Source organism: Microvirga arsenatis, from assembly GCF_009910705.1.
GTDB lineage: Bacteria > Pseudomonadota > Alphaproteobacteria > Rhizobiales > Beijerinckiaceae > Microvirga > Microvirga arsenatis.
In genome coordinates, this window is record NZ_JAAAXJ010000004.1 from 26,366 (window position 1) to 53,324 (window position 26,959).

The 26,959-nt window shown below is 66.8% G+C and carries 29 protein-coding genes; 14 read left to right on the forward strand and 15 right to left on the reverse strand.

Features of this window, described 5'->3' with window-relative positions; genetic code table 11:
* Positions 1-18 precede the first annotated feature (18 nt).
* Genes GR303_RS08995 through GR303_RS09005 form a run of 3 tightly spaced genes read left to right on the forward strand, consistent with a single transcriptional unit; the run spans position 19 to position 2,190 of the window.
* Positions 19-873 (forward strand): ABC transporter permease subunit, encoded by an 855-nt coding sequence (locus GR303_RS08995; protein WP_161722259.1) that lies wholly within the window; start codon positions 19-21, stop codon positions 871-873.
* Positions 873-1,661, forward strand: coding sequence for an ABC transporter ATP-binding protein (locus GR303_RS09000; RefSeq protein ID WP_161722258.1), 789 nt, complete (start codon positions 873-875; stop codon positions 1,659-1,661). Before GR303_RS08995 ends, GR303_RS09000 begins: the two co-directional genes overlap by 1 nt.
* 19 nt (positions 1,662-1,680) lie before the next feature.
* Complete coding sequence (locus GR303_RS09005; protein WP_161722257.1) at positions 1,681-2,190, forward strand: OsmC family protein; 510 nt, start codon at positions 1,681-1,683, stop codon at positions 2,188-2,190.
* 143 nt (positions 2,191-2,333) lie between these two features.
* Here the strand turns inward: GR303_RS09005 and GR303_RS09010 are convergent, their stop codons facing one another.
* A complete protein-coding gene (locus tag GR303_RS09010) occupies positions 2,334-3,605 on the reverse strand; it encodes a penicillin-binding protein activator (RefSeq protein WP_161722256.1) in 1,272 nt (423 codons plus the stop codon).
* Positions 3,606-3,742: 137 nt separating this feature from the next.
* On the opposite strand from GR303_RS09010, the gene rsmI reads away from it, so the two are divergent.
* Positions 3,743-4,681 (forward strand): 16S rRNA (cytidine(1402)-2'-O)-methyltransferase, encoded by a 939-nt coding sequence (gene rsmI, locus GR303_RS09015; RefSeq protein ID WP_161722255.1) that lies wholly within the window; start codon positions 3,743-3,745, stop codon positions 4,679-4,681.
* A gap of 53 nt (positions 4,682-4,734) precedes the next feature.
* On the forward strand, positions 4,735-5,121 hold the full coding sequence (locus GR303_RS09020) for a YraN family protein (RefSeq protein ID WP_161722312.1): 387 nt from the start codon (positions 4,735-4,737) through the stop codon (positions 5,119-5,121).
* Positions 5,122-5,144: 23 nt separating this feature from the next.
* On the opposite strand, the gene GR303_RS09025 is transcribed toward GR303_RS09020, so the two are convergent.
* The gene (locus tag GR303_RS09025; RefSeq protein WP_161722254.1) at positions 5,145-6,029 is read right to left on the reverse strand and encodes a lipid kinase; all 885 of its coding nucleotides are present in this window, start codon (positions 6,027-6,029) and stop codon (positions 5,145-5,147) included.
* Between the two features lie 161 nt (positions 6,030-6,190).
* On the opposite strand from GR303_RS09025, the gene gshB reads away from it, so the two are divergent.
* Positions 6,191-7,135, forward strand: coding sequence for a glutathione synthase (gene gshB / locus GR303_RS09030; protein ID WP_161722253.1), 945 nt, complete (start codon positions 6,191-6,193; stop codon positions 7,133-7,135).
* A gap of 1 nt (position 7,136) precedes the next feature.
* On the opposite strand, the gene GR303_RS09035 is transcribed toward gshB, so the two are convergent.
* Together GR303_RS09035 and hemW are read right to left on the reverse strand one after the other, a co-directional pair.
* Positions 7,137-7,766 (reverse strand): LysE family translocator, encoded by a 630-nt coding sequence (locus GR303_RS09035; protein ID WP_161722252.1) that lies wholly within the window; start codon positions 7,764-7,766, stop codon positions 7,137-7,139.
* 52 nt (positions 7,767-7,818) lie between these two features.
* Positions 7,819-8,979: a radical SAM family heme chaperone HemW gene (hemW, locus tag GR303_RS09040; protein ID WP_161722251.1), complete on the reverse strand. Its 1,161-nt coding sequence runs from the start codon at positions 8,977-8,979 to the stop codon at positions 7,819-7,821.
* Between the two features lie 305 nt (positions 8,980-9,284).
* Here hemW and GR303_RS09045 point away from each other — a divergent pair, with 305 nt between their 5' ends.
* A complete protein-coding gene (locus GR303_RS09045) occupies positions 9,285-9,938 on the forward strand; it encodes a TetR/AcrR family transcriptional regulator (RefSeq protein WP_161722250.1) in 654 nt (217 codons plus the stop codon).
* Positions 9,939-10,029: 91 nt separating this feature from the next.
* A complete protein-coding gene (locus GR303_RS09050; RefSeq protein ID WP_161722249.1) occupies positions 10,030-10,506 on the forward strand; it encodes a DUF2852 domain-containing protein in 477 nt (158 codons plus the stop codon).
* Positions 10,507-10,659: 153 nt separating this feature from the next.
* Here GR303_RS09050 and GR303_RS09055 read toward each other — a convergent pair whose 3' ends face one another.
* Together GR303_RS09055 and rph are read right to left on the reverse strand one after the other, a co-directional pair.
* Complete coding sequence (locus tag GR303_RS09055; RefSeq protein WP_161722248.1) at positions 10,660-11,301, reverse strand: non-canonical purine NTP pyrophosphatase; 642 nt, start codon at positions 11,299-11,301, stop codon at positions 10,660-10,662.
* On the reverse strand, positions 11,298-12,011 hold the full coding sequence (rph, locus tag GR303_RS09060) for a ribonuclease PH (RefSeq protein WP_161722247.1): 714 nt from the start codon (positions 12,009-12,011) through the stop codon (positions 11,298-11,300). Before rph ends, GR303_RS09055 begins: the two co-directional genes overlap by 4 nt.
* Positions 12,012-12,159: 148 nt before the next feature.
* Here rph and hrcA point away from each other — a divergent pair, with 148 nt between their 5' ends.
* Positions 12,160-13,251 (forward strand): heat-inducible transcriptional repressor HrcA, encoded by a 1,092-nt coding sequence (hrcA, locus tag GR303_RS09065; protein ID WP_161722246.1) that lies wholly within the window; start codon positions 12,160-12,162, stop codon positions 13,249-13,251.
* Positions 13,252-13,367: 116 nt separating this feature from the next.
* Positions 13,368-13,787 carry a hypothetical protein gene (locus GR303_RS09070; RefSeq protein ID WP_161722245.1) on the forward strand — a complete coding sequence of 140 codons (420 nt, stop codon included), beginning with the start codon at positions 13,368-13,370 and terminating at the stop codon, positions 13,785-13,787.
* Positions 13,788-13,857: 70 nt separating this feature from the next.
* On the opposite strand, the gene GR303_RS09075 is transcribed toward GR303_RS09070, so the two are convergent.
* The 3 genes from GR303_RS09075 to GR303_RS09085 form a co-directional block, all read right to left on the reverse strand.
* A complete protein-coding gene (locus GR303_RS09075) occupies positions 13,858-15,189 on the reverse strand; it encodes an alpha/beta hydrolase family protein (protein ID WP_201751981.1) in 1,332 nt (443 codons plus the stop codon).
* Between the two features lie 93 nt (positions 15,190-15,282).
* The gene (locus GR303_RS09080) at positions 15,283-15,591 is read right to left on the reverse strand and encodes a hypothetical protein (protein WP_161722243.1); all 309 of its coding nucleotides are present in this window, start codon (positions 15,589-15,591) and stop codon (positions 15,283-15,285) included.
* A gap of 204 nt (positions 15,592-15,795) precedes the next feature.
* Positions 15,796-17,493 carry a sensor histidine kinase gene (locus GR303_RS09085; RefSeq protein ID WP_161722242.1) on the reverse strand — a complete coding sequence of 566 codons (1,698 nt, stop codon included), beginning with the start codon at positions 17,491-17,493 and terminating at the stop codon, positions 15,796-15,798.
* A 302-nt stretch (positions 17,494-17,795) separates the two neighbouring features.
* Between GR303_RS09085 and GR303_RS09090 the strand changes: the two genes are divergently transcribed.
* The 3 genes from GR303_RS09090 to GR303_RS09100 all read left to right on the forward strand — a co-directional run bounded on the left by GR303_RS09090 (position 17,796) and on the right by GR303_RS09100 (position 21,690).
* Positions 17,796-18,275: a hypothetical protein gene (locus GR303_RS09090; protein WP_161722241.1), complete on the forward strand. Its 480-nt coding sequence runs from the start codon at positions 17,796-17,798 to the stop codon at positions 18,273-18,275.
* A gap of 113 nt (positions 18,276-18,388) precedes the next feature.
* Positions 18,389-20,194, forward strand: coding sequence for a translation elongation factor 4 (gene lepA / locus GR303_RS09095; RefSeq protein WP_161722240.1), 1,806 nt, complete (start codon positions 18,389-18,391; stop codon positions 20,192-20,194).
* Positions 20,195-20,454: 260 nt separating this feature from the next.
* A complete protein-coding gene (locus GR303_RS09100; RefSeq protein ID WP_161722239.1) occupies positions 20,455-21,690 on the forward strand; it encodes an MFS transporter in 1,236 nt (411 codons plus the stop codon).
* Positions 21,691-21,708: 18 nt separating this feature from the next.
* Here GR303_RS09100 and GR303_RS09105 read toward each other — a convergent pair whose 3' ends face one another.
* The 3 genes from GR303_RS09105 to GR303_RS09115 all read right to left on the reverse strand — a co-directional run bounded on the left by GR303_RS09105 (position 21,709) and on the right by GR303_RS09115 (position 23,680).
* Positions 21,709-22,488 carry an SDR family oxidoreductase gene (locus GR303_RS09105; protein WP_161722238.1) on the reverse strand — a complete coding sequence of 260 codons (780 nt, stop codon included), beginning with the start codon at positions 22,486-22,488 and terminating at the stop codon, positions 21,709-21,711.
* A gap of 69 nt (positions 22,489-22,557) precedes the next feature.
* Complete coding sequence (arsC, locus tag GR303_RS09110) at positions 22,558-22,983, reverse strand: arsenate reductase (glutaredoxin) (RefSeq protein WP_161722237.1); 426 nt, start codon at positions 22,981-22,983, stop codon at positions 22,558-22,560.
* Between the two features lie 76 nt (positions 22,984-23,059).
* Complete coding sequence (locus GR303_RS09115) at positions 23,060-23,680, reverse strand: hypothetical protein (protein ID WP_161722236.1); 621 nt, start codon at positions 23,678-23,680, stop codon at positions 23,060-23,062.
* Between the two features lie 137 nt (positions 23,681-23,817).
* Between GR303_RS09115 and GR303_RS09120 the strand changes: the two genes are divergently transcribed.
* Positions 23,818-24,651 (forward strand): lytic murein transglycosylase, encoded by an 834-nt coding sequence (locus GR303_RS09120; RefSeq protein ID WP_161722235.1) that lies wholly within the window; start codon positions 23,818-23,820, stop codon positions 24,649-24,651.
* Positions 24,652-24,710: 59 nt separating this feature from the next.
* Here the strand turns inward: GR303_RS09120 and GR303_RS09125 are convergent, their stop codons facing one another.
* The 3 genes from GR303_RS09125 to GR303_RS09135 form a co-directional block, all read right to left on the reverse strand.
* The gene (locus GR303_RS09125; RefSeq protein WP_161722234.1) at positions 24,711-24,884 is read right to left on the reverse strand and encodes a DUF1328 domain-containing protein; all 174 of its coding nucleotides are present in this window, start codon (positions 24,882-24,884) and stop codon (positions 24,711-24,713) included.
* A gap of 83 nt (positions 24,885-24,967) precedes the next feature.
* Positions 24,968-26,059, reverse strand: coding sequence for an ATP-dependent DNA helicase (locus GR303_RS09130; protein ID WP_161722233.1), 1,092 nt, complete (start codon positions 26,057-26,059; stop codon positions 24,968-24,970).
* Positions 26,056-26,922, reverse strand: coding sequence for an EamA family transporter (locus GR303_RS09135; protein WP_161722232.1), 867 nt, complete (start codon positions 26,920-26,922; stop codon positions 26,056-26,058). Before GR303_RS09135 ends, GR303_RS09130 begins: the two co-directional genes overlap by 4 nt.
* Positions 26,923-26,959 lie beyond the last annotated feature (37 nt).

The window sequence follows — 26,959 nt, forward strand, 5'->3', positions numbered from 1 at the left end:
TCATCACGGGAGAGCGCCGTGACAGGCCCAGCCACGAGCCAAGCCTGGTCCTCCCATGAGGGTGCCGCCGCTCTCGCGGCCCCTGCCCTTGCCGAGAAGCGACGCGCCTTCGACGGGCGCATCCTTCTCGGCTTTTTATTACCCATCGCCGTTGCGCTTCTCTGGGAGGCTGCGGTCTCCTTCGGCCTCGCCGAAGGCCGCCTCGTGCCGCCGCCGAGCCGCATTGTCGCAACGCTCTGGGCACTCGCCCAGACCGGCGAATTGTGGACCCACGCCTGGATGACGCTCTGGCGCGTCCTCGTGGGCTTCGTCATCGGCGCAGCCGCCGGCATCGTGCTCGGCGCCCTGTCCGGTTCCAGCAAGACCGTCCGGCACCTGCTCGATCCGACCCTGCAGGCCCTGCGCGCGATCCCCTCCATCGCCTGGGTGCCGCTGTTCATTCTCTGGCTCGGCATCTTCGAGGCTTCGAAGGTGGCGCTCATCGCGGTGGGCGTGTTCTTCCCGGTCTATCTCGGCATCGCGGGCGCGATCCTCTCCGTCGACCGCAAGCTCGTGGAGGTCGGCCACGTGTTCCGCCTCTCGCGCCTCCAGCTCGCCCGGCGCATCCTGCTGCCCGCCGTTCTGCCGGAAGCCGTGATCGCCCTGCGCTCGGGCCTGGGCCTCGGCTTCATGTTCGTGGTCGCGGCCGAGTTCATGGGAGCGTCGGAAGGCCTCGGCTATCTCCTCGTCGACGGGCAGCAGATGGGCAAGCCCGACCAGATCCTCGCCGCCATCATCGCCTTCGCGCTGCTGGGCAAGATCGCAGACAGCCTATTGGTTGCCGCCACGAAGCCGCTCGTGCGCTGGCAGGACACCGTGCGGGAGAGGCTGTGATGCTCAGTCTCGAACATCTCTCCAAGACCTATGCCGACGGCACGCGGGCGCTCTCCGACATCAATCTCACCGTGCACGAGGGCGAGATCGTTTCTCTGATCGGCGGCTCGGGCTGCGGCAAGACCACGCTGCTGCGCCTCATCGCCGGGCTCGATCGCGAAAGCGCCGGGCAGATCCGCCTCGACGGCGAGCGGCTCTCCGGTCCGCATCCGGCCGTCGGCATCGTGTTCCAGGAGCCGCGCCTGCTGCCTTGGCTGTCGGTCTTCGACAACATTGCCTTCGGTCTCGCCGGCGTGAGCGCCGCCGAGAAGAAGGCCCGCGTCGAGCATGCGCTGGAAAAGATCGGCCTCGCCGAGCATGCCAGGCGCTGGCCGCGCGATCTTTCGGGCGGACAGCAGCAGCGCGTGTCGATTGCGCGCGCGTTTGTCACCAACCCGAAGGTGCTGCTCCTCGACGAGCCGTTCTCGGCGCTCGACGCCTTCACCCGCGCGAGCCTGCACGAGCACCTGCTCGGCCTGTGGGAGGAGACGCGCCCGACCGTGGTGCTCGTCACACACGACGTGCAGGAGGCGGTGACGCTCGCCGACCGCGCCGTCGTGATGCAGCCCAAGCCCGGCCGGATCTTCGACGAGTTGCCGCTCACGCTCTCGCGTCCGCGCGACAGGACGGGGCTTCCCTTCGAGACCTCCGTGCGCCGCGTCTTGACGGCCCTGGACCATTCCCTCAAAGCTCCTCAAGCACAGCCCCAGCGCGAACGCGACCGACAGGCCGCGGCGCTATGGTGGTAACAGATTCAAGGACATCATCATGGATGCGACCACCCTTCGCGCCCTCCAGGCGCCGCTGAAGGATCAGTACCGCAGCGATCCGAACGCCGCCGTCATCACCTTGAAGGCGCAAGGCACCCTCGACGAGCAGCACATCGCGTGCAAGGTCGAGACCGGCCGCGCGCTCGCCGTCGCGGGCCTCCACCCGGCCACCGGCGGCTCGGGTGCGGAGCTGTGCTCCGGCGACATGCTGCTCGAGGCGCTCGTCGCCTGCGCCGGCGTGACGCTGAAGGCCGTTGCCACAGCCCTCGAGATCGATCTGCGCCACGGCGCCGTGAAGGCGGAGGGCGACCTCGACTTCCGCGGCACGCTCGGCGTCGACAAGACCGCGCCCGTGGGCTTCAAGAACATCCGCCTCTCCTTCGAGGTCGACACGGATGCGCCGCAGGAGAAGATCGATCAGCTGCTCAAGCTCACCGAGCGCTACTGCGTCGTCTTCCAGACCCTCAACAACAAGCCAGACTTAAGCGCGACGCTGACGCGCAAGTAACTTTTCCAAACTCTCTGTCCTCATTCTGAAGAGGTCGCGGAGCGACCGTCTCGAAGGAGACTCTAGAGAGCACTGAATCCTCCTTCGAGAGGCAGCCTCACGGCTGCTCCTCAGGATGAGGTTGAGTTGTTCTGGAGATGGCTTTAGTTCCCCGTCACCAACGTCCGCGGCGCACCGCTGATCGCGACGGCCGCCCCGCCCCGGATCTCCTGCACCGTCAAGGCGCGGCTGTTGGTGCCGTCGGGGTTGAAGCGGAACACGCCGTCGGCGCCGGCGAAGCCCGCAGGATTGGTGAGCGTGGCGTCGCTGAAGCCCTGCACGCCCTGCATGCGCGCCAGCGCCGCCGCGAGCGTCACCGCATCGTAGGAGAGCGTCGCGAGCCGGATCGGATCGCTGTTGAAGCGCGCCCGGTAGCGCTCGGCGAAAGCATCGAAGCCGCGATTGTCGGGCGCGGCGAACCAGCCGCCCTGAAGAGCCGGCAGCGCCAGCACCCGCGGCTCGTTCCAGATGCCGGTGCCGAGCGGCTTGACCCGCAGGCGATCGTAGCCCGCCATCGGCAGAGCCTGGGCCACGGCAGGCAGCCCATCGCCGCTGTCGGGGATGAACAGCGCGTCGGCCTGGGGCGCGGAGCCGCCGATGACCGGGGCCAGACGCTGCACGGCCGCCTGAGGCTGTCCGGGCTGATAGCGCTCGATCGCAGCGATGCGGATGCCCTGCCGGGCTGCAATCTGGTGCAGCCGCACCTCGGCCACGCGGCCATATTGCGTTTCAGGGATCAGCGCCGCGATGGAGCGGCGGCCTTGGGCCGCCGCGAAGGAGACAATGCGGTCGACCTCCTCCTGCACCAGGAAGCTCAGGAGATAGACGCCGCGGGTGGCGACGCTCGCATCGGTCGAGAACCCGATGACCGGCCTGCCCCTCTCCCGCGCCACCTGCCCGGCCGCCTGGACCGAGCCCGCGAAGAGCGGGCCGATGACGAGCTCGGCCCCCTCCGCAAGAGCCTGCTGGGCGGCGGCCTGCGCCCCCTCCGGCGTGCCGCGGTCGTCCTTGACCAGGAGGGTGATGTCCGACCCCTGGAACTCGCCCAAGGCCAGCTCGGCGGCGTTGCGCATGCTCTGCGCCACCATCGCCCCCTGACCCGGTGCGGTCATGGGCAGGATCAGGGCCACCTTGACGGGGCCGCTGCCGATGGTGGTGCTCCCTCCCGGAGAGCCGGATGGAGCCTCCGCCACCCCGGCGCCGGCGGCATAGGCCGGCTCGACGGGGACGGCGGGCCGAGGCTGGCTCGTCTTGCGCGGCGGCAACAGGCTGCCGGAGCCGATGCAGCCGGACAGGGCCAGCGAGCCGGCCAATACGATGGCCCAAGCAGCCCGGCCTGCGAGCGCCCCGGCTGCCGCAAACGATACGCGCGCCATCTCCACCCCCTTGGGAAACAGCTTTCGTCACCTCGAGGAAGCGTGACAGCAAAAAGTAAACATTGTTTCTCAAACCGAGACCGCAGGCTCACCCGCCGCTTCCGCAAGGCGGCTCCTTCATGCAAAAGTGCCGGACAATGACGCAGAGAATCGACAACCGGACCAAGCGACGCGAGATCCCTGAGCGGATCGCCACCTTCACCGCCTTCGGCCTCGCCGCCGAGGCCAAGCCCCTCTCGCCCGGCCTCTATGTGGTCGCGACCCCCATCGGCAACCTGCAGGACGTGTCCTTTCGCGCGCTCAGCGTGCTCGCGGCCGCCGATGCGATCCTGGCCGAGGATACGCGGGTGACGAAGACGCTGCTGGCTCATTACGGCATCACCACGCCGCTCGTGGCCTATCACGAGCATTCCAACGATGCCGTGCGCGAGCGCATGATCCACCGCATCCGCGAGGGGCAGGCCCTGGCCCTCGTATCCGATGCCGGCACGCCTCTGGTCTCGGACCCAGGCTACAAGCTCGTCCAGGCCGCCATCGAGGAAGGGTTGTCCGTCACGCCGATCCCGGGCCCTTCCGCGGTGCTCACCGCCCTCGTGGCTTCGGGCCTCCCCACGGATCGCTTCTTCTTCGAGGGCTTCCTGCCGCCCAAGAGCGCCGCGCGCCGGGCAAGGCTCGCCACGATCGGCTCGATCCCCGGCACGCTGATGCTCTTCGAAGGACCGCACCGCCTGCCCGAGATGCTCGCCGACGCCGCCGAGGTTCTGGGCGAGCGTCAGGCCGTGGTGGCGCGCGAGCTGACCAAGATGTTCGAGACCATCCGGCGCGGCACCTTGCCCGAACTCGCGCGGCAGTTCGCCGAGGAGGGGCCGCCGAAGGGCGAGATCGTGGTGCTGATCGGCGAGGCGACGAAGGAGATGCACGCGGCGGAAGCCGATGCGGCGCTCGACGGCAGGCTGGAGGCGGCGCTGAAGAACCACTCGATCAAGGATGCGGCGGCGCTCGTGGCGGCGGAACTCGATCTGCCCAAACGTGAGGTCTATGCCCGCGCCCTGACGCTCGCGAAGAAGGGCGAATGAGGAGCGCGCTCAAGCATTTCCCCGCAAAGCTGTATGCGGTCTTGCGCAGGGAGATGCGACAGAGCGAGAAAGCGTTGGCACGCCGCGAAGCGACCTTTCTGCGCGGCCACCGCGCCGAGTGGATCGCGCTGCTGCTGCTCCTGATGAAGGGCTACCGCCCGCTCGCGCGCCGCTATGCGGCCTCCGGCGGGGAGATCGACCTGATCGTCATGCGCGGCAGCACCATCGCCTTCGTCGAGGTGAAGGCACGCGGATCCATGGAGGATGCGCGCTTCGCCATCACCGCCAGGAAGCGCCAGCGCTTCTCCCGCGCGGCACGCGCGTGGCTCTCGCGCAATGCGTGGGCCGCGGGCAAGACCTGGCGCGCGGATGCGGTGTTCGTCGCGCCGGGTCAATGGCCGCAGCATATCGCCTCGGCCTTCGAGCTGGAGATGCCCTGAACCTGCGGGCATCAGCGCAAGTCTCAACCCTTCGCCGTCTTCGGCGCCAGCACCGTCACCGCCGCAGGCCGGATGGAGAAATGCGCGGGCGTCTGCGTGACGATCTCGCCGTCCGCATTGACGGGCTTGGGCTTGCGGGTGCGGATGTCGAACTCCTTGGCGCGCACGGCGCGCACCTCGTTCCAGGCCCCGTGCCGCCCATGCCGGAACGAGCGCGCCATCAGGGCGAGCTTCCAGGCCCGCTCCAGTTCCAAGCTGTAGAGATCGAGGTGGTGGTCGTCGATCGCCGCATCCTGCTCGACCGCATTGCCTCCCCCGTAGAAGCGTCCGTTGCCGACGGCGATCTGCAGGGTCCGCACGCGGGCAACCTCGTTCTCGCTGTAGATCGTCGCCCGGAAGGGCTTGGCGTGGAGCAGCACGTTCAGGGCCACCATGGCATAGCCCAAGCGGCCCCAGCGGCGCTTGATGTCCCGCGTCAGCTTCTGCGCCAGTTCCGCCGAGAGCCCGAGGCTCGCCACGTTGAAGAAGGGCTCGCCGTTGACGATGCCGAGATCGATCTTGCGGGTGTGTCCGTCGGCGATGACCTGGGCGGCCCCATCGAGATCGAAAGGGATCTCCAGGGTGCGCGCAAGGTCGTTGGCCGTGCCGAGCGGCAGGATGCCCAGCGGCAGCCCGGCCTCGATCACGCCGAAGGCTGCCGCATTCAGCGTGCCGTCGCCGCCGCCGACCACGGCGCAATCCACGTCCCTGGCATGCTGGACGATGAGCGGCGACAGGTCCTCGCGGCGGGCGCATTCCACGTGAACGGGCTCGATTCCGTGGTCCCGCAGGCGCTCGATGGCGATGTCGCGCTGGGCGGCGCCGCTGCGGCTCTTGGCATTGACGATGAGAAGGGCGCGGCGGGGCATGGCTATCACATGGACAAGCGGGAGAGGATCTGCAAGAGGCTTGCTGAAGCGGGGCTGTTGGATAACCCACCTCTCCCGTTTTCGTTCACAGGGCCTGCGGCCGGGAGTTGCCTTCCCGGTTTTTCAGGCCAATAACCCTCCTTCGCGAGGAGACCCGACCCATGAGCCTTACCGTTGCGTTCCAGATGGATCACATCCGCAGCATCAAGATTGCGGGCGATACCGGCTTTGCGCTCCTTCTCGAAGCCCAGCGGCGGGGGCATCGGGTTCTCCACTACACGCCCGACCGCCTCTCCCTGCGCGACGGCGCGGTGATCGCCATGGCCGAGCCCATCGAGGTGCGGGACGTGGAAGGCGATCACTTCACCCTGGGAGCGCCCGAGCGGGTCGATCTGTCGAGCGTGGACACGGTGCTCATGCGACAGGACCCGCCCTTCGACCTGGCCTACATCACCGCCACCCATTTCCTGGAGCGCATCCACCCGAAGACGCTCGTGGTCAACGATCCGACCCATGTGCGCAACGCGCCGGAAAAGATCTTCGTCACCCATTTTCCCCACCTCATGCCGCCGACGCTGATCTCCCGCGACAGGCAAGAGATCGAGGAGTTCCGCCGCGAGCATGGCGACGTGGTGATGAAGCCGCTCTACGGCCATGGCGGCGCGAGCGTGTTCAAGGTCGGGCGTGAGGATCCGAATTTCGGCTCGCTCTACGACCTGTTCTCTAACCTGTTCCGCGAGCCCTGGGTGATCCAGCGCTTCCTGCCGAAGATCACGGAAGGCGACAAGCGCATCATCCTCATCGATGGCGAGGCGGCAGGCGCCATCAACCGGGTGCCGGTGGCGAACGACATCCGCTCCAACATGGTGCGCGGCGGTGCGGCGAAGCCCACGGACCTGACGCCGCGCGAGCGCGAGATCTGCGAGACCATCGGCCCGGACCTGAAGCGCATGGGTCTGATTCTGGTGGGCATCGACGTGATCGACGGCAACCTCACGGAGATCAACGTGACCGCCCCCACAGGCCTGCGCGCCATCAAGCGCCTCGGCGGCCCGGATCTCGCCGTGAGGGTCTGGGACGTGATCGAAAGCAAGGTGAAGGGTTAGGTCAGGCCGGCCGACGCGCGAGCGCAAGAAGGGCGCCGAGGCCGCACATGACCGTCCCCGAAGCCTGACGGACGCGCCGGATGACATGAGGCCGGCGGGCGAGGCCGTCTCGGGCCCGGGATGCCATGAGGGTGACAAGAACAGCCCCAAGCGTGTTCAGGGCGATCGAGACCAGTCCAAGCATAACGAACTGAAGCGCGACGCCGCCCTGATCCAGGCGGACGAATTGCGGAATGAAGGCGAGGAAGAAGGCTGCGGTCTTGGGATTCAGAGCCTCGACCAGAACGCCGTCACGGAAGGCTCGCCATGGCCCCGAGGCCGAGACGTCCGTAAGCGCCTCGGCCTTCGCTTCCCGGATCGTCTTGAACCCGAGCCAGACCAGATAAGCGGCGCCGAAAAGCTTGAGAAGCGTGAATGCCTCGGCGCTCGCCATCACCAGGGCCGAGACCCCGAATGCCCCGGCAAGCACATGGACGAGGCCGCCGATGGCGGTGCCGCAGGAGGAAGCGATCCCTTCCCTGCGTCCGCCGGCCAGAGTTCGAGCGGTCACATAGAACAGTCCCGGGCCAGGCGTGATCGCGATGAGCAGAGCCGCGGCAAAGAAGAGGACAAAGCTTTCAGGTGATGGCATGAACCCGCTCCTGACAGCCCTTCAATGGGCTGCTCAAGACACGACGCTCGGCCTAGGCTGCGAGTTCCGCGATGACCGCATTAAGGACCGGGAACCCCTTCGGCGTCACCGCCAGGCGTGAGCCGTCGTGGCGGATCAGGCCCTCCTCCTCGAGAATGCGCAAGCCGCGCTGGTTGAGCGTCTTGCCCGTGAACGCTTCGTAGCGCCGCGGATCGACACCTTCCTTCAACCGCAGGCCCATGAGCAGGAACTCGTCGCCCTCGGCCTCGGAGGTCAGCACCTCCTCGTCGATGACGCCATGGCCTTCGCGCTCGACCAGCTCCAGCCACGTCTCCGGGTGCTTCTCCGTCGCGGTGGCAAGCCGTGCATTGCCGGTGACCAGGCGGCCATGGGCGCCGGGGCCGATGCCGGCATATTCGCCGTAGCGCCAGTAGAGCAGGTTGTGCTGCGATTCCGCGCCGGGCCTCGCATGATTCGAAATCTCGTAGGCCGGAAGGCCGTGCTTCTCGCACACCTCCTGCGTGATGTCGTAGAGCGCGCGGCCGGTCTCCTCGTCCGGCACGGTGATCTTGCCGGCGTCGTAGAGGCGCTGGAACCAGGTACCGGGCTCGATGGTGAGCTGGTAGAGCGACAGGTGCTCCACCGCATGGGAAATCGCCTCCTCCAGCTCCGCGCCCCAGGCCTGAGGTGTCTGGCCCGGACGGGCATAGATCAGGTCGAAGGAGTAGCGCTCGAAGATGGAAGCGGCGATCTTCACCGCGCCCAGGGCCTCATCGACCGAATGCATCCGGCCGAGGCGTCTCAGATCGGCATCGTTGAGCGCCTGGACACCGAGGGAGATCCGGTTGATGCCGGCATGGCGGTAGCCGCGGAAGCGCTCCGCCTCGACGCTGGTGGGATTGGCCTCCAGGGTCACCTCGGCCTTCGGATCGATGGCCCAGGCGCCGGCGATGGCATCGAGGATGGCACCCACGGTCTCAGGCTTCATGAGCGAAGGCGTGCCGCCGCCGAAGAACACGCTCGTGACCGTCCTGCCCGGAATGCGCGCCGCCGTGTGGGCGATCTCGCGCCGGAAGGCCGCAAGGAACCGCTCCTGGTCCACCGGCTGGTGGCGCACATGGCTGTTGAAGTCGCAATAAGGGCATTTGGAGGCGCAGAAGGGCCAATGGACATAGACGCCAAAGCCCACATCGCGCGTCGGATGATCGATCATGGGCCGTATATGGCAGGTCGAAGGCCGAACGTCACGGGTGCCGGTGTCGCGTTGATTTCATCGACGTTCAGTCGTCCCGGACGGAGCGTAGCGGAGATCCGGGATCGTTGGACGAGAATGGTGCCTGATTCTGCCGGCGATCCCGGCTCTCGCTTTGCTCGGCCGGGATGACGCCCTTTGACCTCTCTTGAGAGAAACTTTTCTGAACCTCTTCGCTCACAACGATGTTCACTCTATGAGCTTTTCCATCCTGGCTTCCACCGCACCGGGGGCCTAAGATGGCAGGCAGAGAGTAGGAACCCATCATGCGGCATTGGCGCGGCCCGTTCGACCGGCAGGGCTATCACCACGGCAATCTGAAGGAGGCGCTGATCGAGGCGGCGCAGCGCTTCATTGCCGAGCGCGGCATCGGCGGGTTCACCCTGGCCGACGCGGCCAAGCTCGTGGGCGTGACCCCGGCCGCGCTCTACCGCCACTTCCGGGGCCGGGATGCGCTGGTGGCCGAGGTGGCCTTCCGGGGCTACGACGAGCTGGCCAAGCGCCTCGGCCGGGCCCTGCAGGGCGAGGGCACGGCGCTGGAGCGGTTCACCCGCATGGGCGAGGCCTATCTCGCCTTCGCCGAGCAGGAGCCCGGCTTCTATACGGCCATGTTTTCGGCCAAGCCCGCCGAGGGCGAGGCCTGTGCGCCGTTCTGGGCCAAGGCTGTGGACAGCGGGGACAAACCCGCCGGCAACGCCTTCGACTTCCTGGTTCAGGCCCTCTCCAACACCTTCCCGGAGGGGTTCCAGGGTGTCGACGTGCGCTTCATCGCGATCGAGGTCTGGGCCCTGTCCCACGGAATCGCCACCCTCGATGCTGCCGGCCAGCTGCCGAAAGGCCCCGGCCTGCCGGACAAGTACGAACTCCTGCGCGCCGGCGTCCTCGCCCTCGTCCACGGGGCCCTGAAAGGCCGAGCATAGACCCCAAGTCGAATTTTTGACGTCAGTCCCTTGAAAGCGCCAAGATCGATGGGCATGTTAATGTTGTTAGCATTAACATAGGACCCCTTCGATGTCAGATTCTGCCTCCGCCGCCTGGAACGCGGGCCCGCATGTGGGGCCGTGGGAAAACCGGACCGACTGCCGCCGCGGGCGCAAGCCCGGCCGCGGTCTGGAGATCGCCGGCATCATTCTGGGCTTCATCTTCGTCTGGCCGCTCGCGCTGGCCTACCTGGTGTGGAAAATGTGTGGATATCCGAAATACGACGAGGCCAAGGCTTTCCTGAACGAGACCTTCGGTCGTGCCAAGGACGACCTCTTCCGCTCCCGCGGCCCTGCCGGCTTCGGCGGCTTCGCCAGCACCGGCAACGCGGCCTTCGACGAGTACCGCCGCAGCGAGCTTGAGCGCCTCGAGGAAGAGCGCCGCAGGCTCGACGAGGAGGCCCGCGACTTCCGCAACTTCGTCGAGGAGCTGAAGCGGGCCAAGGACCGCGAGGAGTTCGACGCCTACATGGCCAAGCGCCGGGGCAACGGTCCGACGAACGTTTGACGCCGAGACAAGAGAAGCGCCCCGAGGGGCGCTTCTTCGTTGTAGGGCACATACTACCTCATGGCCGGGTTCGTCCCGGCCATCTCGATTGGAAGCGTGCTGCGCTCATAGGATCGGGATCACCGGCACAAGGCCGGTGATGACGTGGAGGGTTCACCCCCTCTGCAAACACCCCTTGGCCAGCTTCACGAAGGCCCGGGCCCGGTGGGACAACCCTGAGGGCTCCGGCTTGGACCAGTCGATGCCGTGCTTCTCCTCCGAGGAGATCTCGCCGAAGGTCTCAGCAAAGCCGTCCGGCTGGAACATGGGATCGTACCCGAAACCCTTGGTCCCGCGCGGCGGCCAGACCACCTGGCCGAAGACGCGGCCCTCGAACAGCTCCTCGTGCCCGTCGGGCCAGGCAATGACGAGGGCGGAGACGAAATGCGCCCGATGGTCCGTCGCTTCGCGCTTGTCGAGCTCGCGCTTCACCCGCTCCATGGCGGCATAAAAATCCTTCTTCGGCCCGGCCCAGTCCGCCGTGAACAGCCCCGGCGCGCCGTCGAGGGCATGGACGCAGAGGCCGGAATCGTCCGAGAGGGCCGGCAGGCCCGTGGCCCTGGCGGCCGCATGGGCCTTGATGGCGGCGTTCTCGGCGAACATGTGGCCGGTCTCGTCGGGCACGGGCAGGCCGAGCTCGCCCGCCGACACCGCCTCGATGCCGAAGGGAGCGAGCAGCTCCTGCATCTCGCGCAGCTTGCCCGCATTGTGGGTGGCGATGACCACCTTGCCGGTCAGGGGGCGGCGCTCCTTCATGCCACGGCCTTCTTCTGCAGGTCCACGAGCTGCGCCACCCCGGCCTTGGCGAGGCGCAGCAGGTTCAGGAACTCCTCCTCCGAGAAGGGCTTGCCCTCGGCCGTGCCCTGGACCTCGACGATGCCGCCGGAGCCCGTGATCACGAAATTGGCGTCCGTCTCGGCGGTGGAATCCTCGGCGTAGTCGAGGTCGAGCACCGGGGTGCCCTTGTAGATGCCGCAGGAAATGGCGGCGACGGGCTCGCGCAGGGGGTTGATCGAGATGATCGAGCGGCTCTGCATCCAGGCGAAGCAATCGTGCAGGGCCACCCAGGCGCCGGTGATGGAGGCGGTCCGGGTGCCGCCGTCGGCCTGGATCACGTCGCAATCGACCACGATCTGCCGCTCGCCGATGGCGGGCAGGTTGACCACGGCGCGCAAGGAACGGCCGATGAGGCGCTGGATCTCCTGGGTGCGCCCGGAAGGCTTGCCGGAATTGACCTCCCGCTTGGTGCGCTCGTGCGTGGCCCGCGGCAGCATGGAATATTCCGCCGTCACCCAGCCGCGGCCCGTGCCGCGCAGCCACGGCGCCCCCTTCTCCTCCAGCGAGGCCGTGCAGATCACCCGGGTGTTGCCGAAGGAGACGAGGCAGGAGCCCTCCGCATAGCGCGCGACGCCCCGCTCCAGGGTGACGGGACGCAGTTCATCGGGGGCGCGGTTGGACGGGCGCATGGCGGGATTCTCCTCTAAACTCGCGATTCACGCCTGTTTGGAGCGCCAGGCCGCTTTGCGCAAGGGCGAAGCCTTGCCTAAAAGCTCCCGGACCCGCACATAATGCGGACCTCAAGGGTGGATTGTCAGAAGGCGTAGAACCCATCGGATGCACGCAACCGGCCCCTTTTCCCATCTGTCGGAGCCCCGCGCCATCGCGGAGCTGAACGATCGCTCGCGCGAAATTTTCCGCCAGATCGTCGAGAGCTACCTGATGACCGGCGAGCCTGTCGGCTCGCGCCACCTCTCGCGCATCCTGCCGATGACGCTCTCCCCCGCCTCGATCCGCAACGTGATGGCCGATCTGGAAGCGGCGGGTCTGATCTATGCACCCCATACGAGCGCCGGGCGCCTTCCCACGGAAACGGGCCTGCGCTTCTTCGTCGATGCCATGATGGAGATCGGCGACGTGACCTCGGAGGAGCGGGCGCGGATCGAGGCGCAGATGCGCGCCGCCGCCTCCGGCCACACCCTGGAAACGGCGCTGGCCGAGGCTTCGGCGCTGCTCTCCGGCGTCTCCCGCGGCGCGGGAGTGGTGGTGACCTCCAAGTCCAATGCGCGCCTGAAGCATATCGAGTTCGTGCGGCTCGATCCGACCCGCGCCCTGGTGGTGCTGGTCTCCGAGGACGGCTCGGTGGAGAACCGTCTCCTCGACCTGCCCGCGGGCCTGCCGGCCGGCGCCCTGGTGGAAGCCGGCAACTTCCTCAACGCCCGCATCCAGGGCAAGACGCTGGGCGACATCAAGCGTGAGATCCAGTCCCGTCGCGAGGAGATGGAGCGCGAGCTCGATGCGCTTACCGCAAAGCTCGTGGAAGCGGGGCTCGCCACCACCGTGGGACCGGCGGAATCGCGCCAGCTCATCGTGCGCGGCCAGGCGAATCTTCTCGATGACCTGAAGGCGGCCGAGGATCTGGAGCGCATCCGCCTGCTCTTCTCGGACCTGGAAACCCAGACCGACGTGATCGACCTCCTGAGCCGGGCCGAGGGCGGCGAAGGGGTCCGCATCTTCATCGGCTCGGAGAACAAGCTCTTCTCGCTCTCCGGCTCCTCCATGATCGCCGCGCCCTTCCGGGACGGCAGCCAGAAGATCGTCGGGGTTCTGGGCGTTATCGGTCCGACCCGGCTCAACTATGCCCGCATCGTCCCGATGGTGGACTACACGGCCAAGGTGATCTCGCGCATCCTGGAGAAGGGCCGCTAGGCCTCTGTGCCTCGTCAGGACGGAGCCTCCGCCAGCCCCATAGGAAATAATCTTCCCTGTCGGCGTTAAACCTCCGGTCCGTGGAAACGGCCCTGTTCCCCACAGAGGAGGTTTTGATGAAGATCCTGACGATCGTGGCCAGCACCGGCCTCGCACTGATCGGTACGCTTGGCGTGGCTCAAGCCCAAACGAGCGGCACTCCGGGCTCGCCCTTCCCGCATGCCGCCCCGCACGAGATCCAGACCATCAACGGCGTGCCATGCCGCACCGTTCTCGACCGCGCCAACAATCAGCGCATCCCGGTGCAGTGCGCCACCTCGGCCGGCATGGTCGGCATGGACCCGACGACAACCGGCAGCATCCTCGTCGGCCCGGCTTCCGGGGCGCCGACGGCCGGGGCGGCGGTCTCCGGCACGCCGAACTCGGCCTTCCCAACGGCCGCGCCGCACGAGATCCGCGTCATCAACGGCGTTCCGTGCCGCACCGTCCTGGTTCCGGGCACCGAGCAGCGCGTTCCCGTCGAGTGCGCCCGTTAAGCGGGGCCGTCCTGGACAAGCGCGGACTTCCACGTCCGCGCTTGTTCACTCATACAATCGGGCAAGCCTGTCAGTTGGCGCCCCGCGCCTTCCGCTCCAGCATCAGGCCCATGGCAGTCCGGCTGGCAAAGCCCTTCCAGTATGTGTGCTCGGGCTTGGGCTTGCCGTCCTTTTCGACCGCATAGACCGCCTCGCTCGCCCGTTCGACCGGCACGTCGAGATGACTGCCGAGTTCGGCATCGTTCTTCACGTAGCGGCCCAGGAAGGCGGTGACGAAATGCTGCGCGATGTTGTTCATGCGCACGCTGTCCCAAACCGGATCGGCATAGTGGTTGAAGGGGGATGAGGCCGCGCCCTCCCCGGCCTTCCAGCTTTCGACGGGCGCCGGGATCGGCGCCGCGGCGTTGTGGTTGGCGTTCTCGAAGGTCAGGAGGTAGCGGTCGGCGTTGACCGTGCCGGCGTAGAGGGCGCGGACGCCCTTCTCGTAGCCCGAGACGTCGTCCTTGCTGCCGGCCACGTAGAGGATGGGAGTCGTGATCGCGCTCAGGCCCTCCCCGTTCCAGAAGCCGCGCTGCATCCCCCAGGGCGCGATGGCCACGACGGCCTTGATGCGCTCGTCACGAAGCTTCCTGTGCGTCTCGGATCCGGCCAGGTGCACGGAGAGCATTCCCGCCGGCACGCCCGAATCGTAGGCTACGGCCTCCTTGGTCACGCCCGCGCCGGCCGTGATCACCGCACCGTAGCCGCCCATGGAATAGCCGATCAGCCCGGTGCGCGAGGCATCGACCAGCCCGCTGAGGAAATGGCCCGGCTGCTTCGACAGCCGGTCCATCTCGTTGAGGACGAAGAGCTGGTCGAGCGGCCGGTTGATCAGGGTCGAGCCGAACTTGCCCTGGTCGTTATAGGTCGAGTCCGCATGGTCGATGGCGGCCACGACATAGCCCTTCGTCGCCAGATTTTCGGCCAGGTGGCTGAGCAGGAAGCGGTTGCCCGGATAACCGTGACTGATGATCGCCAGCGGGTAGCCGCCGGCGGCCGGCTTGGGCGCGGCGTCCCTGGCCGCCCGGCCGTGGAGCGTCACCTGGGTCTTGCCGTCGCGCAGGAACACACCGGAATAGGCGCCCGGTTGTCCATTGCCCGCATCGGCGGGGTACCAGACCTCCAGGGTGAGCTTGCGGTCGTAGCGGGGCGGCTCCTGGCCGGCCGCGGCCTTCAGCACGTCGATCTGGTTCGGATTGGTCACTTCGATCGTGCGGACCCCGATCGCGTGCTCGCCATGCCTTGCGAGAGCCGGCGCATCGGGCCGCACGAGGTCGATCCGGTTGGCGTGATGGGTGTTCTGCGCGAGGGATGGAAAGGTCGTCGCCAACAGGATCAAGGCTCCCAATGCTGCACGTCTCACGGCGTTTCTCCTTCTTGGTCTTTCGCTGACCGTAGAACCGGACATAGCGTCCGGAGCCCACTTACGAAGTGGCCGATGACAGCTTGACGACCGTCAGGCAGGCGCGGCCGGCAGCGCAAAGGCATCGTCCTGGGCTGCAATCAGGGCCAGCAGCCCCGCCTTGGAACCATCCACACAAGACCATTCCCGCAGAGCAGCCAGGCGCGAGGCTGGACCGAGCCGCACTTCCGCAAGGCGGCATTGAAGATCGCTCAGGCTGTTGAATCCCATGTCCAGCGCCCGCTCCTCGGCGCTGCGCGGCAACCCCCGTACCGGCTCCGGTGCGGGCGGATGGGACGCAAAATCCCGCCCCAGGCTGTCCAGCACGCGAAACAGCGGGTTTTGGGTCACCGGATAGATCACGGAATCATCCCTGCAGGCTTTGTTCGCCAGCAATCCTATCGGATGCAGGAGCGGCCCTGTCCTGCCGTTAAGGAAGAATTAACAGGTAAGTGACCGGCCCGGAGCGGCTCAGGCTCGGAGTCTGCGCATGGGCCGGGGTTGCGGCGAGGAGAAAGGCCAGGCTCTGCGAAGGCGCGTCGTGTTCCTCGACTCCAGTGGGCCCGCTCAGCGTTCGCCAACCGCCTCCTGGTGCCCCTCGACAACCCGGGCGATGGCCATCTGCTGCACCGAGGGCTGGAACGTGATGGCGAACTCCGTTTCCCCGGCCATGCTGGCAGCCTCAAGATGGCCGCCGATCTGCGCTACGGTCGATCTGACCATCCGCATGCCAAAACCCTTCGTCATGGTGAGGTCATAGTTGGGGGGGAGCTCGCCACGGTTCCGCACCGCGAGCCGGCACCCCTCGCTGGAGCGTCCGAGCTTGATCGTGATGGAGGGCTCCATGCCTCCGTGCTTGATGGCGTTGGTCACCAGTTCGTTCACGACGAGGGCCAGGGGCATTGCCTGGTCGGGGCTCAGCAGGATCGGATCGGCCTCGACCACGATGGGATTGCCGGCCGAAAGCATCGATGCCTGGAGTTCCGCGCACAGCTCCCGGATGAAGGTGGCGAACTCGACGACCTCCACGCCTCTGGCGGCATGCAGGCGGCGATAGGCCAGAGCGACGGAATTGATGCGGGACGCGGCCTGGTCGAAGAGGCCGCGCGACTCCGCATCCTTCATGGCCTTGGCCTGCATGATGAACAGCGACCCGATGGTCTGCAGGCTGTTCATCACGCGATGGCTCAGCTCGCGCAGGAGCAGATCCTTGTACTGAAGCGATTTCTCCAGATCCGCCGCCATGGCGTTGAAGGCTTCCGCGAGGCGGCCGAGTTCCGAGCGAGGATTGCCGACGTCGACGCGGGCCTCAAGGTCGCCCTTGCGCAGGCGCTCCGCCGCCCCGAGCAGCTTGGAGACCGGCTGAATGACGAAGGCGCGCCCGGCAAGATGGGCGGCGAACAGCGCCAGAAAGGCCGTTAGCGTGACAAGGAGAAGATTGCGAAGCCTCGCCTCTTCCAGACCGGCGAAGATCACATCCAAGGGAATGCCGACGGAGACACCGATGCCGCGCGGCCGCTCCTCCACGGCGGTGTAGCCGAGCAGGCGGGCCACTCCGTCGGCCGTGTTCTCGGCCGTGGACCTGAGGGTTCCGCTCTGTTGGGCCGTGAGAAGCTGGGGGTAGCGCGCCAGCTTGGTGCCCTCCCGCTCGCGATTCGGGATGCGGACAAGAATGGTCCCGGCCCGGTCGATGACCGTGATCGAACTGCGGGATGGAAAGTCGCCGCTTCTCTCGGCCAGGTATTGCCCCAGCCAGTCGAGGCGCAGCGTCGTGACAATGACGCCGATCACCTGTCCTTCCCTCTTGATCCGCATGGCGAAAGGGAGCACCGGCAGCCCCGAGGTCTTGCCGACGACGTATTCGCCGACGATGAATTCATCGGATTGCAGGGCCTGTCTGAAATACGGACGATCGGTGATGTTCACCAGGTCGACGGCGCTGCACCGGCGATCCCCGTTCACGTCGTAGACGGACACGGAGGTGGTGGCGGCATTGGTGGATTCGAGGCGCCTCAGATAGCGGCCGCATTCCGGGTCCTGGAAACCCTGCACGACAGGAGCCTCGGCGACTGCGCTGAGCTGGGCTCGCACACCTTCGAAGAGGCGGTCCATCTCGCTCGAGACGAGGCGAGCATACCGGAGCGCATCGGCTTCGGCCTGGATCTCCCTGTGCTTTCGGTCGCTCCAGTCATTGTAGAACAAGAGAGCGATGGCCGGGGCGAGAGCCAAGAACACGAGAAGGTAGAGCCGCGTGCGCAGGGTCATGGAAGCCCCTTCGCGCCGGTCGGCCCGCCCGACAAATCCCGAGTTGCCGACCAGAGATCCATAGCTGCCTTATGAGAGTTGCCGGAATGCCGGCTCGAGCCGAGCTCCACAGTTGTAGACTGCCGAGCCTTCAGATCAAGGACAATCCAAGGCGGGATCCGTCCCTCCCTCGGCCGCCCGTCAGGTCTCCAGGTTCCCCATCGTCGCCTCGGAGCGCGGGGACGACCCGCGGACCTATCGGGCGGACGGCTTTGCGCTTATGAGGGGATGATCCCGACACTTGTAAAGCACGTGCGCAGATCATGCCCTCTCCGGCCCCTGCCCATCTCCCTGCCCCCGTCCTCCAGACCCTGACAATGGTGGCGGATGCATTGACGGGAGCGGAGGATCCCTGGTGGCTGATCGGCGGAGCCGCGGCTGGGTTGCAAGGGATCGCGTCACCTGCAATCCCCGATGTCGATGTGGTCATGAGCGCCCGGGACGCCCGGCAGGTGTTGCCGGGGCTGAACATTCCACCAGGAGAAGACGGCGGGACCGATCTGTTCCGGTCGGAGGTTTTCGGGCGATGGACGATCCCGCCCCTTCCCGTCGAGATCATGGGCGGCTTTCGGATTCGGACCCAGGGAGGCTGGCAACCCATGGAGCCGGCCAGCCGCGAGGCTTTCCTCATCGATGGGAGGCCTGTCTATGCCCCCTCCCGGTCTGAGCTGATCGCAATCTGCCGGTTGTTCGGACGCCCGAAGGACCTCGCCCGGGCCGAGGCTCTCTCGCGGCTGGAATAGCCCGGATTCCAGAGCCCTATGGCGAATAGCCCCTCCCCCGGGCCATCGACTTCCCTTGGCTTTGGGGGCCTGCCCTGCTATTGCGGCCCGATCCTTCTTATATTTGCAAGATTATGACCGCACGCACCTTCGACAACATCCGCAACTTCTCCATCGTGGCTCATATCGACCACGGCAAGTCGACCCTGGCCGACCGCCTGATCCAGACCACGGGGGCGCTCTCGGCCCGCGAGATGACGGAGCAGGTGCTCGACAGCATGGACATCGAGCGCGAGCGCGGCATTACCATCAAGGCGCAGACCGTGCGCCTGGAATACAAGGCGCAGGACGGCAAGACCTATATCCTGAACCTGATGGACACCCCCGGCCACGTGGACTTCGCCTACGAGGTCTCGCGCTCGCTTGCTGCCTGCGAGGGCTCCCTGCTGGTGGTGGACGCCTCCCAGGGCGTGGAGGCGCAGACGCTGGCCAACGTCTACCAGGCCATCGACGCCAACCACGAGATCGTGCCCGTCCTCAACAAGATCGACCTGCCCGCCGCCGATCCGGACCGGATCAAGGAGCAGATCGAGGAGGTGATCGGCATCGATGCCTCGGAGGCGGTGCCGATCTCCGCCAAGACCGGCATCAACATCGAGGGCGTGCTGGAGGCCATCGTCCGCAAGCTGCCGCCGCCGAAGGGCGACAAGGAAGCGCCGCTGAAGGCGATGCTGGTCGATTCCTGGTACGACGCCTATCTCGGCGTGGTCGTGCTCGTGCGCATCATCGACGGCACCCTCAGGAAGGGCCAAACCATCAAGATGATGGGCACCGGCGCCACCTACGGCGTCGACAAGGTCGGCGTGTTCCGGCCCAAGATGACGGATGTGGATGTGCTCGGCCCGGGCGAGGTCGGCTTCCTCACGGCCTCCATCAAGGAGGTGGCCGATACCCGCGTCGGCGACACCATCACCGACGAGCGCAAGCCCACGGCGGAGGCGCTTCCCGGCTTCAAGCCCGTGCAGCCGGTGGTGTTCTGCGGCCTCTTCCCCGTCGATGCGGCCGATTTCGAGAACCTGCGTGCCGCCATGGGCAAGCTGCGCCTGAACGACGCGAGCTTCACCTACGAGATGGAGACTTCCGCGGCGCTCGGCTTCGGCTTCCGCTGCGGCTTCCTCGGCCTGCTCCATCTCGAGATCATCCAGGAGCGCCTGGAGCGCGAGTTCAACCTCGACCTGATCTCCACCGCGCCCAGCGTCGTCTATAACCTGCGCATGACCGACGGCACCGTGAAGGAGTTGCACAACCCGGCCGACATGCCGGACGTGATGAAGATCGACGCCATCGAGGAACCGTGGATCCGCGCCACGATCCTCACTCCGGACGATTATCTCGGCTCCGTGCTCAAGCTCTGCCAGGACCGGCGCGGCGTGCAGATCGACCTGAACTATGTCGGCAAGCGCGCCATGGTGGTCTACGACCTGCCGCTCAACGAGGTGGTGTTCGACTTCTATGATCGCCTGAAGTCCGTCTCGAAGGGCTACGCCTCGTTCGACTACCACATCTCCGACTACCGCGAGGGTGACCTGGTGAAGATGTCGGTGCTGGTCAACGGCGAGCCGGTGGACGCGCTCTCCATGCTCGTGCACCGCACCCGTGCGGAAGGCCGGGGCCGCGCCATGTGCGAGAAGCTGAAAGAGCTGATCCCGCCCCACATGTTCCAGATCCCGGTGCAGGCGGCCATCGGCGGCAAGATCATCGCCCGCGAGACCATCCGGGCGCTGCGCAAGGACGTGACGGCCAAATGCTACGGCGGCGACGCCTCGCGCAAGCGCAAGCTGCTCGACAAGCAGAAGGAAGGCAAGAAGCGGATGCGCCAGTACGGCAAGGTCGACATCCCGCAGGAGGCCTTCATCGCGGCGCTGAAGATGGATACCTGAGGCGCATCCTGCACCGTTCTAAAGCCTGAGGGCCCAGCCACCTGTGAGCTGGGCCTTTTCTTTCGCGGCGCCCCTGGACACCGAACACCGGAACATCCCCTCCCCCGTAGAGTTCACCCAAGGCACGGGGCTCGGTGTTCCCACTGTCATTCGCCGGTGAACGGGGTCACGCGACCCCGGGCTTCGGCACGCCCATCGGTGAGGCCAAGCTCCCGCAACCGCACATCCGAGCCACAGGATCTCGCTTCACAGGAGAGCCCATGACTTCGTCTCTGCGGACCACCCTGCCGACCCTCTTTGCCCTCCTTCTCGGCTACGCTCTCATGCAGACCGGCAACACCCTGCTGGGCACGCTGCTCAGCGTGCGCGGGAGCATCGAGCAGTTCACGCCCACCGAGATCGGCGCCGTGGGCGCGGCCTTCTGGGTCGGCATCGTGCTCGGCTCCCTCTGGGCCGGTCGGGTGATCCATCAGGTGGGGCATACCCGCGCCTTCTCGGCGCTGGCGGCGGTGGCGGCGTCGACCGCGCTCCTGCATCTTCTCGTGATCAGCCCGGCGGTGTGGATCGCCGCGCGGTGCGTGACCGGTTTCTGCTTTGCAGGCCTGTTCATCGTCGTGGAGAGCTGGCTCAACGCCTCGGTGACGGCCGAGACCCGCGGGCAGATCCTGAGCCTCTACGGCATGACGGGTCTCGTCGCCGGCATCGGCGGGCAGATGCTCCTGCCATCAGGCGATCCTCATGGATTCCGGCTGTTCTGCTTCGTGGCCATTCTGATCTCGCTTGCTCTCGTGCCCACCGCCCTGTCGCGGGCGACGGCCCCGGCCCATGCGGTGAGCGACACGAAGATCAATCTGGTGCAGCTCTACCGGCAATCGCCCTTCGGCGTGGTGGCGGCGGTTCTGTGCGGCATCACCACCAGCTCGTTCTTCGCGCTCGGACCGATCTGGGCGCAGGAGCGGGGCCTGGACACGACGGAGATCGCGCTCTTCATGACCTGCGGCACCTTGGGCGGATTTCTCACCACATGGCCCCTCGGGTGGCTGTCGGACCGCATGGACCGCCGCCACGTGATCATGGGAACGGCCGCCATGGCGGCCTCGATCCTGCTCGCGCTCATCCACTTCGTGCCGGCCACCGTGCCGACGTGGCTGCTCTTCGTCTATGTCGCCATCTTCGGCGGCAGCGTGATCCCCACCTACAGCATCGTCACGGCCCATGTGAACGACATGGTGCGGCCCGGCGAGTTCGTAGCTGCGGCCGGAGGGCTCCTGATCCTGCTGGGCGCCGGCGCCGCTGTCGGACCCGTGATCGCAGGTGCGGCCATGACGGAGTTCGGGCGCCTCGGACTCGTCTATGTCTTCGTCACCGCCCAGTTGCTCATGGCGATCTGGGGCGCCTACCGCAGCATCCAGCGCGCCGCACCGCCCACGGGGTCGAAGGAGGCCTTCGTGCCGGAACCCACCGTCCCCGTGGGAACGCGGCTGGAGGCGCACTAGCGTCCCCACGCCACGTGTCTACACCAGCAGCGACTGAGCCCCGTCGATCCAGACCGGCGTTCCCGTGATGTGGCGCGCGCGGTCGGAGGCCAGGAAGTGCACGAGCTCCGCCACCTCCTCGCTCGTGCCGGGCTCCTCGCCCGTGAGCGGAATCGGTCCGGCGGGAAACTCGCTGGGGACTTCCGCCTCCTCCGTGTTGCGCTTCTGCGTGTTCTCCATGATCTCCGTGCCGATCTTGCCGGGGCAGACCACGTTCACGCGGATCTTGTGCTTGGCCAGCTCCACCGCCAGCATCTGCGCCATCGCCACCTGCGCGGCCTTGGTGGCGGAATAGGCCGTGGCTCCTGCCGTCGTGAAGGTGCGGGTGCCGTTGATCGAGGCCGTGATGATGATGGAGCCGCCCGCCGTCTTCAGGTGCGGCACCGCATAATGGATGGTGAGATAGGTGCCGCGCAGATTCGTGTTGATGGTGCGGTCCCATTCCGCCGGCTGCAGTTCGTCGATGGGGGCCCAGACGCCGTTGATGCCCGCATTGGCGAAGACGATGTCGAGCCGCCCGTGAGCCTGGACCAGATCGGCCACGGCCTTCCTCATCTGACCCTCGTCCGCCACGTCGGCCACGAGCGGCATGGCCCTGCCGCCGGCCCCCTCGATCTCCTGCGCGGTCTTTCGGATCTCGTCTTCGGTGTGGCTCAGCACCCCGACGATGGCTCCCTCCCGCGCCAGGCGCAGGGCCGCCGCCTTGCCGATGCCGGATCCTGCGCCCGTGACGAGCGCGACCTTGCCTTGAAGCTCCATTGCCTGTTCTCCGGGGACGGGGTCGTCCCATCCCTGAACCGGATCGGCCTCGGCTTGTTCCCGGGCGCCTCAGGCGAGGCCGACGCGCCGTCCCGAGGCGTCGACCACCGGCTCGCCGTCCTCCTTGACGAATTCCCCCTGCTGCGGCGGCAGGATGTCGATGACCGTTTCCGATGGGCGGCAGAGCCTGACGCCGAGCGGAGTCACCACGATGGGCCGGTTGATCAGGATCGGATGCGCCATCATGGCATCGAGAAGCTGGTCGTCGCTCAGGGAAGAATCCTCGAGCCCGAGTTCATGGTATGGCGTTCCCTTCTCGCGGACCACGTCGCGCACGGAGAGCCCCATGCGCTCGATGAGCTGGCGCAGGAGCAGGCGCGTCGGCGGGCACTTCAGGTATTCGATGATATGGGGCTCGATCCCCGCATTGCGGATCAGCCCCAGGGTATTGCGCGAGGTTCCGCATTGCGGGTTGTGGTAGATGATGACGTCCATGATCTGCTCCGACCCTCCACCGTTTCACGCCACGGGCGAGGCATGGAGGAAAAGGCGCGCAATGTCCATCGGGGCCTTACGGCTGGCACGATGCCTTGCCCTGCACCCGCAGCCGGGACAGGAGCTGCTGCGCGAGGGCATCGTAGGCCTGCCGGGTATGAAGGCCCGACAGGGACAGTTCGAGCACCCATTCGCTTGACAGCGGGACGATGAGGGCCTCCACCGTCATCGATCGGGAAGCCGTCGGCAGATTGGCGTCTGTCCAGGTTGCCGACCATCGGGCTGCACCCGTACCGGCGGAGAGGGAGACCGATTGCGCGGGACGCCCGAGCAGCTCCTCGTAGTCCCGCTGCAGCACGGCGGCGTCGCGACTCGCAAGATCGGGGTGCGGCAGGTCGCGGAGCTCCTGAGCGGAGCGAAGGCTCACCGCGAGTTCACCCTCCGAGGCAACGGCATCCAAGCCCTGCGCGGTGGTGCGCCATTCATCGGGAAGAACGAAGGAGAAGCAAAGGCCGGGTGCCGCCATTCCGGTGGCGACCGTCTGCCGCGTGACGGAATCGAAACGGGCGTGGAGGGTCTGCGTGGCCAACACGTCCCCGATCGGCCCATTGGCAGCCCGCGCCCACGGGGCGCCGGTGAGCAGCGCCAGTACGAGAGCCCCTATGGCCCATGCCCTCCGATGTTCGACGCCGTGCACCCCTGTCCTCCTGGCTTCGCCCCGGTCCTTCTGGAAACGCGCTCGATGCGCGGCGGTTGCCTGCCAAGGTCGCGGGCTTGAGTTGCCGGGGTGGGACCCTACCTCGCTCTGGAACGGAACGAATCTGGAGAGACCTCATGCAGGCTTTCATGCGCGCCTCCCTTCTTGCAGCCACCCTTCTTGCCGCAACCCAAGCGACGGCAGCGACCTGCCGCGATCCGGCAGGCTTCGAGAAATGGCTGGACGACATTGCGGAGGAGGCCGTGGCGCAGGGCATTTCGCCTCAAGCGGTTCGGCAGGGTCTGGCAGGCGTCACCCTCGACCCATCCGTCATCAAGAAGGATCGCGGCCAGGGCGTGTTCAAGCAGAGCTTCGAGCAATTCGCCGGCCGCATGGTCTCGCCCGCCCGCCTCAAGGGCGGCGCCAACATGCTGAAGCGGCACGCAGCGACCCTCGAGCGCATCGAGCAGCGCTTCGGCGTCCCGGCTCCCGTGCTCGTGGCGATCTGGGGGCTGGAGACCGATTTCGGCGCCGTGAGAGGCAACCTGCCCGTCATCCGCTCGGTCGCGACGCTGGCCTACGATTGCCGTCGCTCCGACTTCTTCAAGGCCCACCTCTTCGACGCCCTGCGCATCGTCGAGAGGGGCGACCTGACCCCGGCCGAAATGCGCGGGGCCTGGGCCGGCGAGATGGGGCAGACCCAGTTCATGCCGTCGTCCTATGTCAAGTACGCGGTCGATTTCGACGGCGACAGGCGGGCCGATCTCCTGCACAGCCCGGCGGACGTGCTGGCCTCGACGGCCAACTACCTCAAGGGCCACGGCTGGGTGAAGGGAGCCGACTGGGAGCCGGGCACGCCGAACTTCGAGGCGATCCGGGCCTGGAACAAGTCCCAAGTCTACGCGAAGACCATCGCCTATTATGCAAAGAAGCTCGCGGGCGAGGACACCTCGGCCTTCGCGAGCCAGTGACGGGCGGAAACAGGCGGGCTCCGGGCCCGCCTTTTTCATTCATGCGTGAGTGGCATGACTTAGAAGATGAGCTCGCCGGCTCCCCAGGCCAGCAGAATCAGCAGGATGAAGCCCAGCAGGAACATGACGAACAGGATCTTGGCGATCGTTCGGGCGCCGGACGCGATTCCCGTAAAGCCGAGCGCTCCCGCCACGAGGGAGACCACGAGGAAGATCAGAGCCCATCTCAGCATGCCGGCACCCCTGTCGCTCACCGTCCAACCTGGAGCATAAGCGCTCGAGCTTGATCGGGTTCCCGTTCGACGGACGCCTCGTTTCAGATCACCACCGTGACCGTCTCGGCAGCCCGCGTCAGGGCCGTGTAGAGCCAGCGGCTGCGATGCTCGCGGAAGGCATAGGACTCGTCGAACAGCACGACATCGTCCCATTGCGAGCCCTGGGCCTTGTGCACGGTGAGAGCATACCCATAGGTAAACTCATCCGATTCCTTGCGCAGCACGAACGGCACCTCCTCCTCGGTGCCCTCGAAGAACGCCTTGTGCACGGCCACCTCCACGGAACGACGGCGCGCATCGTCGTCGGGCAGCACGTCCATGCGGATGAAGTCGTTGCGGATGCCGCGCAGGGCCTGGATGCTCCAGGTGCCGCCATTGAGGAGGCCCTTGGTCTTGTCGTTGCGCAGGCAGACGAGCTTCTCGCCCGCTGCGGGCATGGGATCGCGGTATCCGTTCAGCTCGCGCAGTCGCGTGTTGTAGAGGCGCCGGGTCTTGTTGAGGCCGACCAGCACCTGATCGGCCGCCATGACGGCCGCCGCATCGATCTCGCGCCGGCGGATGATGCGGCTCTTTCCATAGGTGCCGGGCTCGAGACGGCCTCCCTCGCGCACCTTCATCGAGAGATGGATGATCGGGTTGTCCTTGGCCTGGCGGTGCACCTCGGTAAGCATTACGTCGGGCTCCCCCTCCGTGAAGAAGCCTCCGCCCTTCACGGGAGGCAGCTGCGCCGGATCGCCGAGCACGAGCACGGGCCGGCCGAAGGAGAGGAGGTCGCGTCCCAGCTCCTCGTCGACCATGGAGCACTCGTCGATGATGATGAGGTCGGCCTTGGAAGCCGGGCTCTGCCGGTTGAGGACGAATTGCGGCCCGTTCTCGTCGGATTCCCGCGAGCGGTAGATCATGGAATGGATCGTGGAGGCCTCCCGGCAGCCCTTGGTGCGCAGCACGAGCGCCGCCTTGCCGGTATAGGCTCCGAACGCCACCTCCCCGTCGACATGTTCGGCGATGTGCCTGGCCAGCGTCGTCTTGCCGGTGCCTGCATACCCGAACAGGCGGAACACGGGACGATCGCCGCGGCGCAGCCACTCGGCGACGGCTTTCAGGGCGGCATCCTGCTGCGGCGACCAGCTCATGCGGATCGCGCCTCGCGATGCAGGGAATAGAGCAGGCCGACGATGATGCAGCCGCTCCCGAGGAAGACGAAGGGGTCGAGCGCCTCGCCGTAGAACTGCCAGCCGACCAGGGCGATCAGCGGGATGCGCATGAAGTCGAGCGGCACCACCATGGTGGCGTCGCCCTGACGGTAGGCGTTGGTCAGGCAGTAATGGGCGAGAAGCCCGCCGACGGAGATGCCGACGAGAGGCAGTGCGTGGCTCGGCTGGACATGAAGCCAGAAGGCGCGGCTCACGCCCAGGAGGTTCATGGGCAGCTGCAGCAGGTTCATGAAGTACAGGATCGAGAACGTGGTCTCCGTCATGGTGAGCCGCTTGGTCATGATCGCCACGAGGGCGAAGCTCAGGGCGACGCCCAGCATGAGCAAACTGGCCGGCTGCAAGGTTTCCAGCCCCGGCCGCAGGATCACGAGGATGCCGACGAAGCCCAGGATCACGGCCACGAGACGGCCTCGCGTCATCGTCTCCTTCAGCAGCGGAATCGCAAGCAGAGCCACCCAGGCCGGCGTGGTGAATTCGAGCGCGAAGACGGTGGCGAGCGGCAGGAGCGTGAGCCCGTAAGCCCAGCCGTCAGTGCCGGCGAAGTGCAGGACGTTGCGCATCAGGTGGAGCCTGAAGCGCCGCGGCTTCAGGCCCGGCCTCAACTCGGGCTTGAGCAGCGCGAGGGCGAGCAGGATCAGGACCCCGGCGGCGTTGCGCACCGCGAGCATCTCGAAGATCGAGAAGGCCGGCGCAAGCGCGCGCACCGCAATCGCCGTTGCGGAGAAGGAGAGGAGCGCGCCGCTCATCCAGAGGACGACGGCAAGGATGCTGCGATGGGGCACGACGAACCGACGGTGGGAATCCTCCCCCCTCGATTAC

Excerpts from the sequence above, each read along its gene's own strand:
- GR303_RS09070 (WP_161722245.1), top strand. The coding sequence starts at position 13,368 with ATGAAGATCCTGACGATCGTGGCCAGCACCGGCCTCGCACTGATCGGT.
- GR303_RS09005 (WP_161722257.1), top strand. The coding sequence starts at position 1,681 with ATGGATGCGACCACCCTTCGCGCCCTCCAGGCGCCGCTGAAGGATCAG.
- GR303_RS09055 (WP_161722248.1), bottom strand. The coding sequence starts at position 11,301 with ATGAAGGAGCGCCGCCCCCTGACCGGCAAGGTGGTCATCGCCACCCAC.
- GR303_RS09130 (WP_161722233.1), bottom strand. The coding sequence starts at position 26,059 with ATGAGCTGGTCGCCGCAGCAGGATGCCGCCCTGAAAGCCGTCGCCGAG.
- arsC (WP_161722237.1), bottom strand. The coding sequence starts at position 22,983 with ATGGACGTCATCATCTACCACAACCCGCAATGCGGAACCTCGCGCAAT.
- GR303_RS09125 (WP_161722234.1), bottom strand. The coding sequence starts at position 24,884 with ATGCTGAGATGGGCTCTGATCTTCCTCGTGGTCTCCCTCGTGGCGGGA.
- GR303_RS09105 (WP_161722238.1), bottom strand. The coding sequence starts at position 22,488 with ATGGAGCTTCAAGGCAAGGTCGCGCTCGTCACGGGCGCAGGATCCGGC.
- rsmI (WP_161722255.1), top strand. The coding sequence starts at position 3,743 with ATGACGCAGAGAATCGACAACCGGACCAAGCGACGCGAGATCCCTGAG.
- GR303_RS09085 (WP_161722242.1), bottom strand. The coding sequence starts at position 17,493 with ATGACCCTGCGCACGCGGCTCTACCTTCTCGTGTTCTTGGCTCTCGCC.
- GR303_RS09025 (WP_161722254.1), bottom strand. The coding sequence starts at position 6,029 with ATGCCCCGCCGCGCCCTTCTCATCGTCAATGCCAAGAGCCGCAGCGGC.
- GR303_RS09120 (WP_161722235.1), top strand. The coding sequence starts at position 23,818 with ATGCAGGCTTTCATGCGCGCCTCCCTTCTTGCAGCCACCCTTCTTGCC.
- GR303_RS09035 (WP_161722252.1), bottom strand. The coding sequence starts at position 7,766 with ATGCCATCACCTGAAAGCTTTGTCCTCTTCTTTGCCGCGGCTCTGCTC.
- GR303_RS09050 (WP_161722249.1), top strand. The coding sequence starts at position 10,030 with ATGTCAGATTCTGCCTCCGCCGCCTGGAACGCGGGCCCGCATGTGGGG.
- hrcA (WP_161722246.1), top strand. The coding sequence starts at position 12,160 with ATGCACGCAACCGGCCCCTTTTCCCATCTGTCGGAGCCCCGCGCCATC.
- rph (WP_161722247.1), bottom strand. The coding sequence starts at position 12,011 with ATGCGCCCGTCCAACCGCGCCCCCGATGAACTGCGTCCCGTCACCCTG.
- GR303_RS09000 (WP_161722258.1), top strand. The coding sequence starts at position 873 with ATGCTCAGTCTCGAACATCTCTCCAAGACCTATGCCGACGGCACGCGG.
- hemW (WP_161722251.1), bottom strand. The coding sequence starts at position 8,979 with ATGATCGATCATCCGACGCGCGATGTGGGCTTTGGCGTCTATGTCCAT.
- GR303_RS09020 (WP_161722312.1), top strand. The coding sequence starts at position 4,735 with ATGCGACAGAGCGAGAAAGCGTTGGCACGCCGCGAAGCGACCTTTCTG.
- gshB (WP_161722253.1), top strand. The coding sequence starts at position 6,191 with ATGAGCCTTACCGTTGCGTTCCAGATGGATCACATCCGCAGCATCAAG.
- GR303_RS09010 (WP_161722256.1), bottom strand. The coding sequence starts at position 3,605 with ATGGCGCGCGTATCGTTTGCGGCAGCCGGGGCGCTCGCAGGCCGGGCT.
- GR303_RS09090 (WP_161722241.1), top strand. The coding sequence starts at position 17,796 with ATGCCCTCTCCGGCCCCTGCCCATCTCCCTGCCCCCGTCCTCCAGACC.
- GR303_RS09045 (WP_161722250.1), top strand. The coding sequence starts at position 9,285 with ATGCGGCATTGGCGCGGCCCGTTCGACCGGCAGGGCTATCACCACGGC.
- lepA (WP_161722240.1), top strand. The coding sequence starts at position 18,389 with ATGACCGCACGCACCTTCGACAACATCCGCAACTTCTCCATCGTGGCT.
- GR303_RS09100 (WP_161722239.1), top strand. The coding sequence starts at position 20,455 with ATGACTTCGTCTCTGCGGACCACCCTGCCGACCCTCTTTGCCCTCCTT.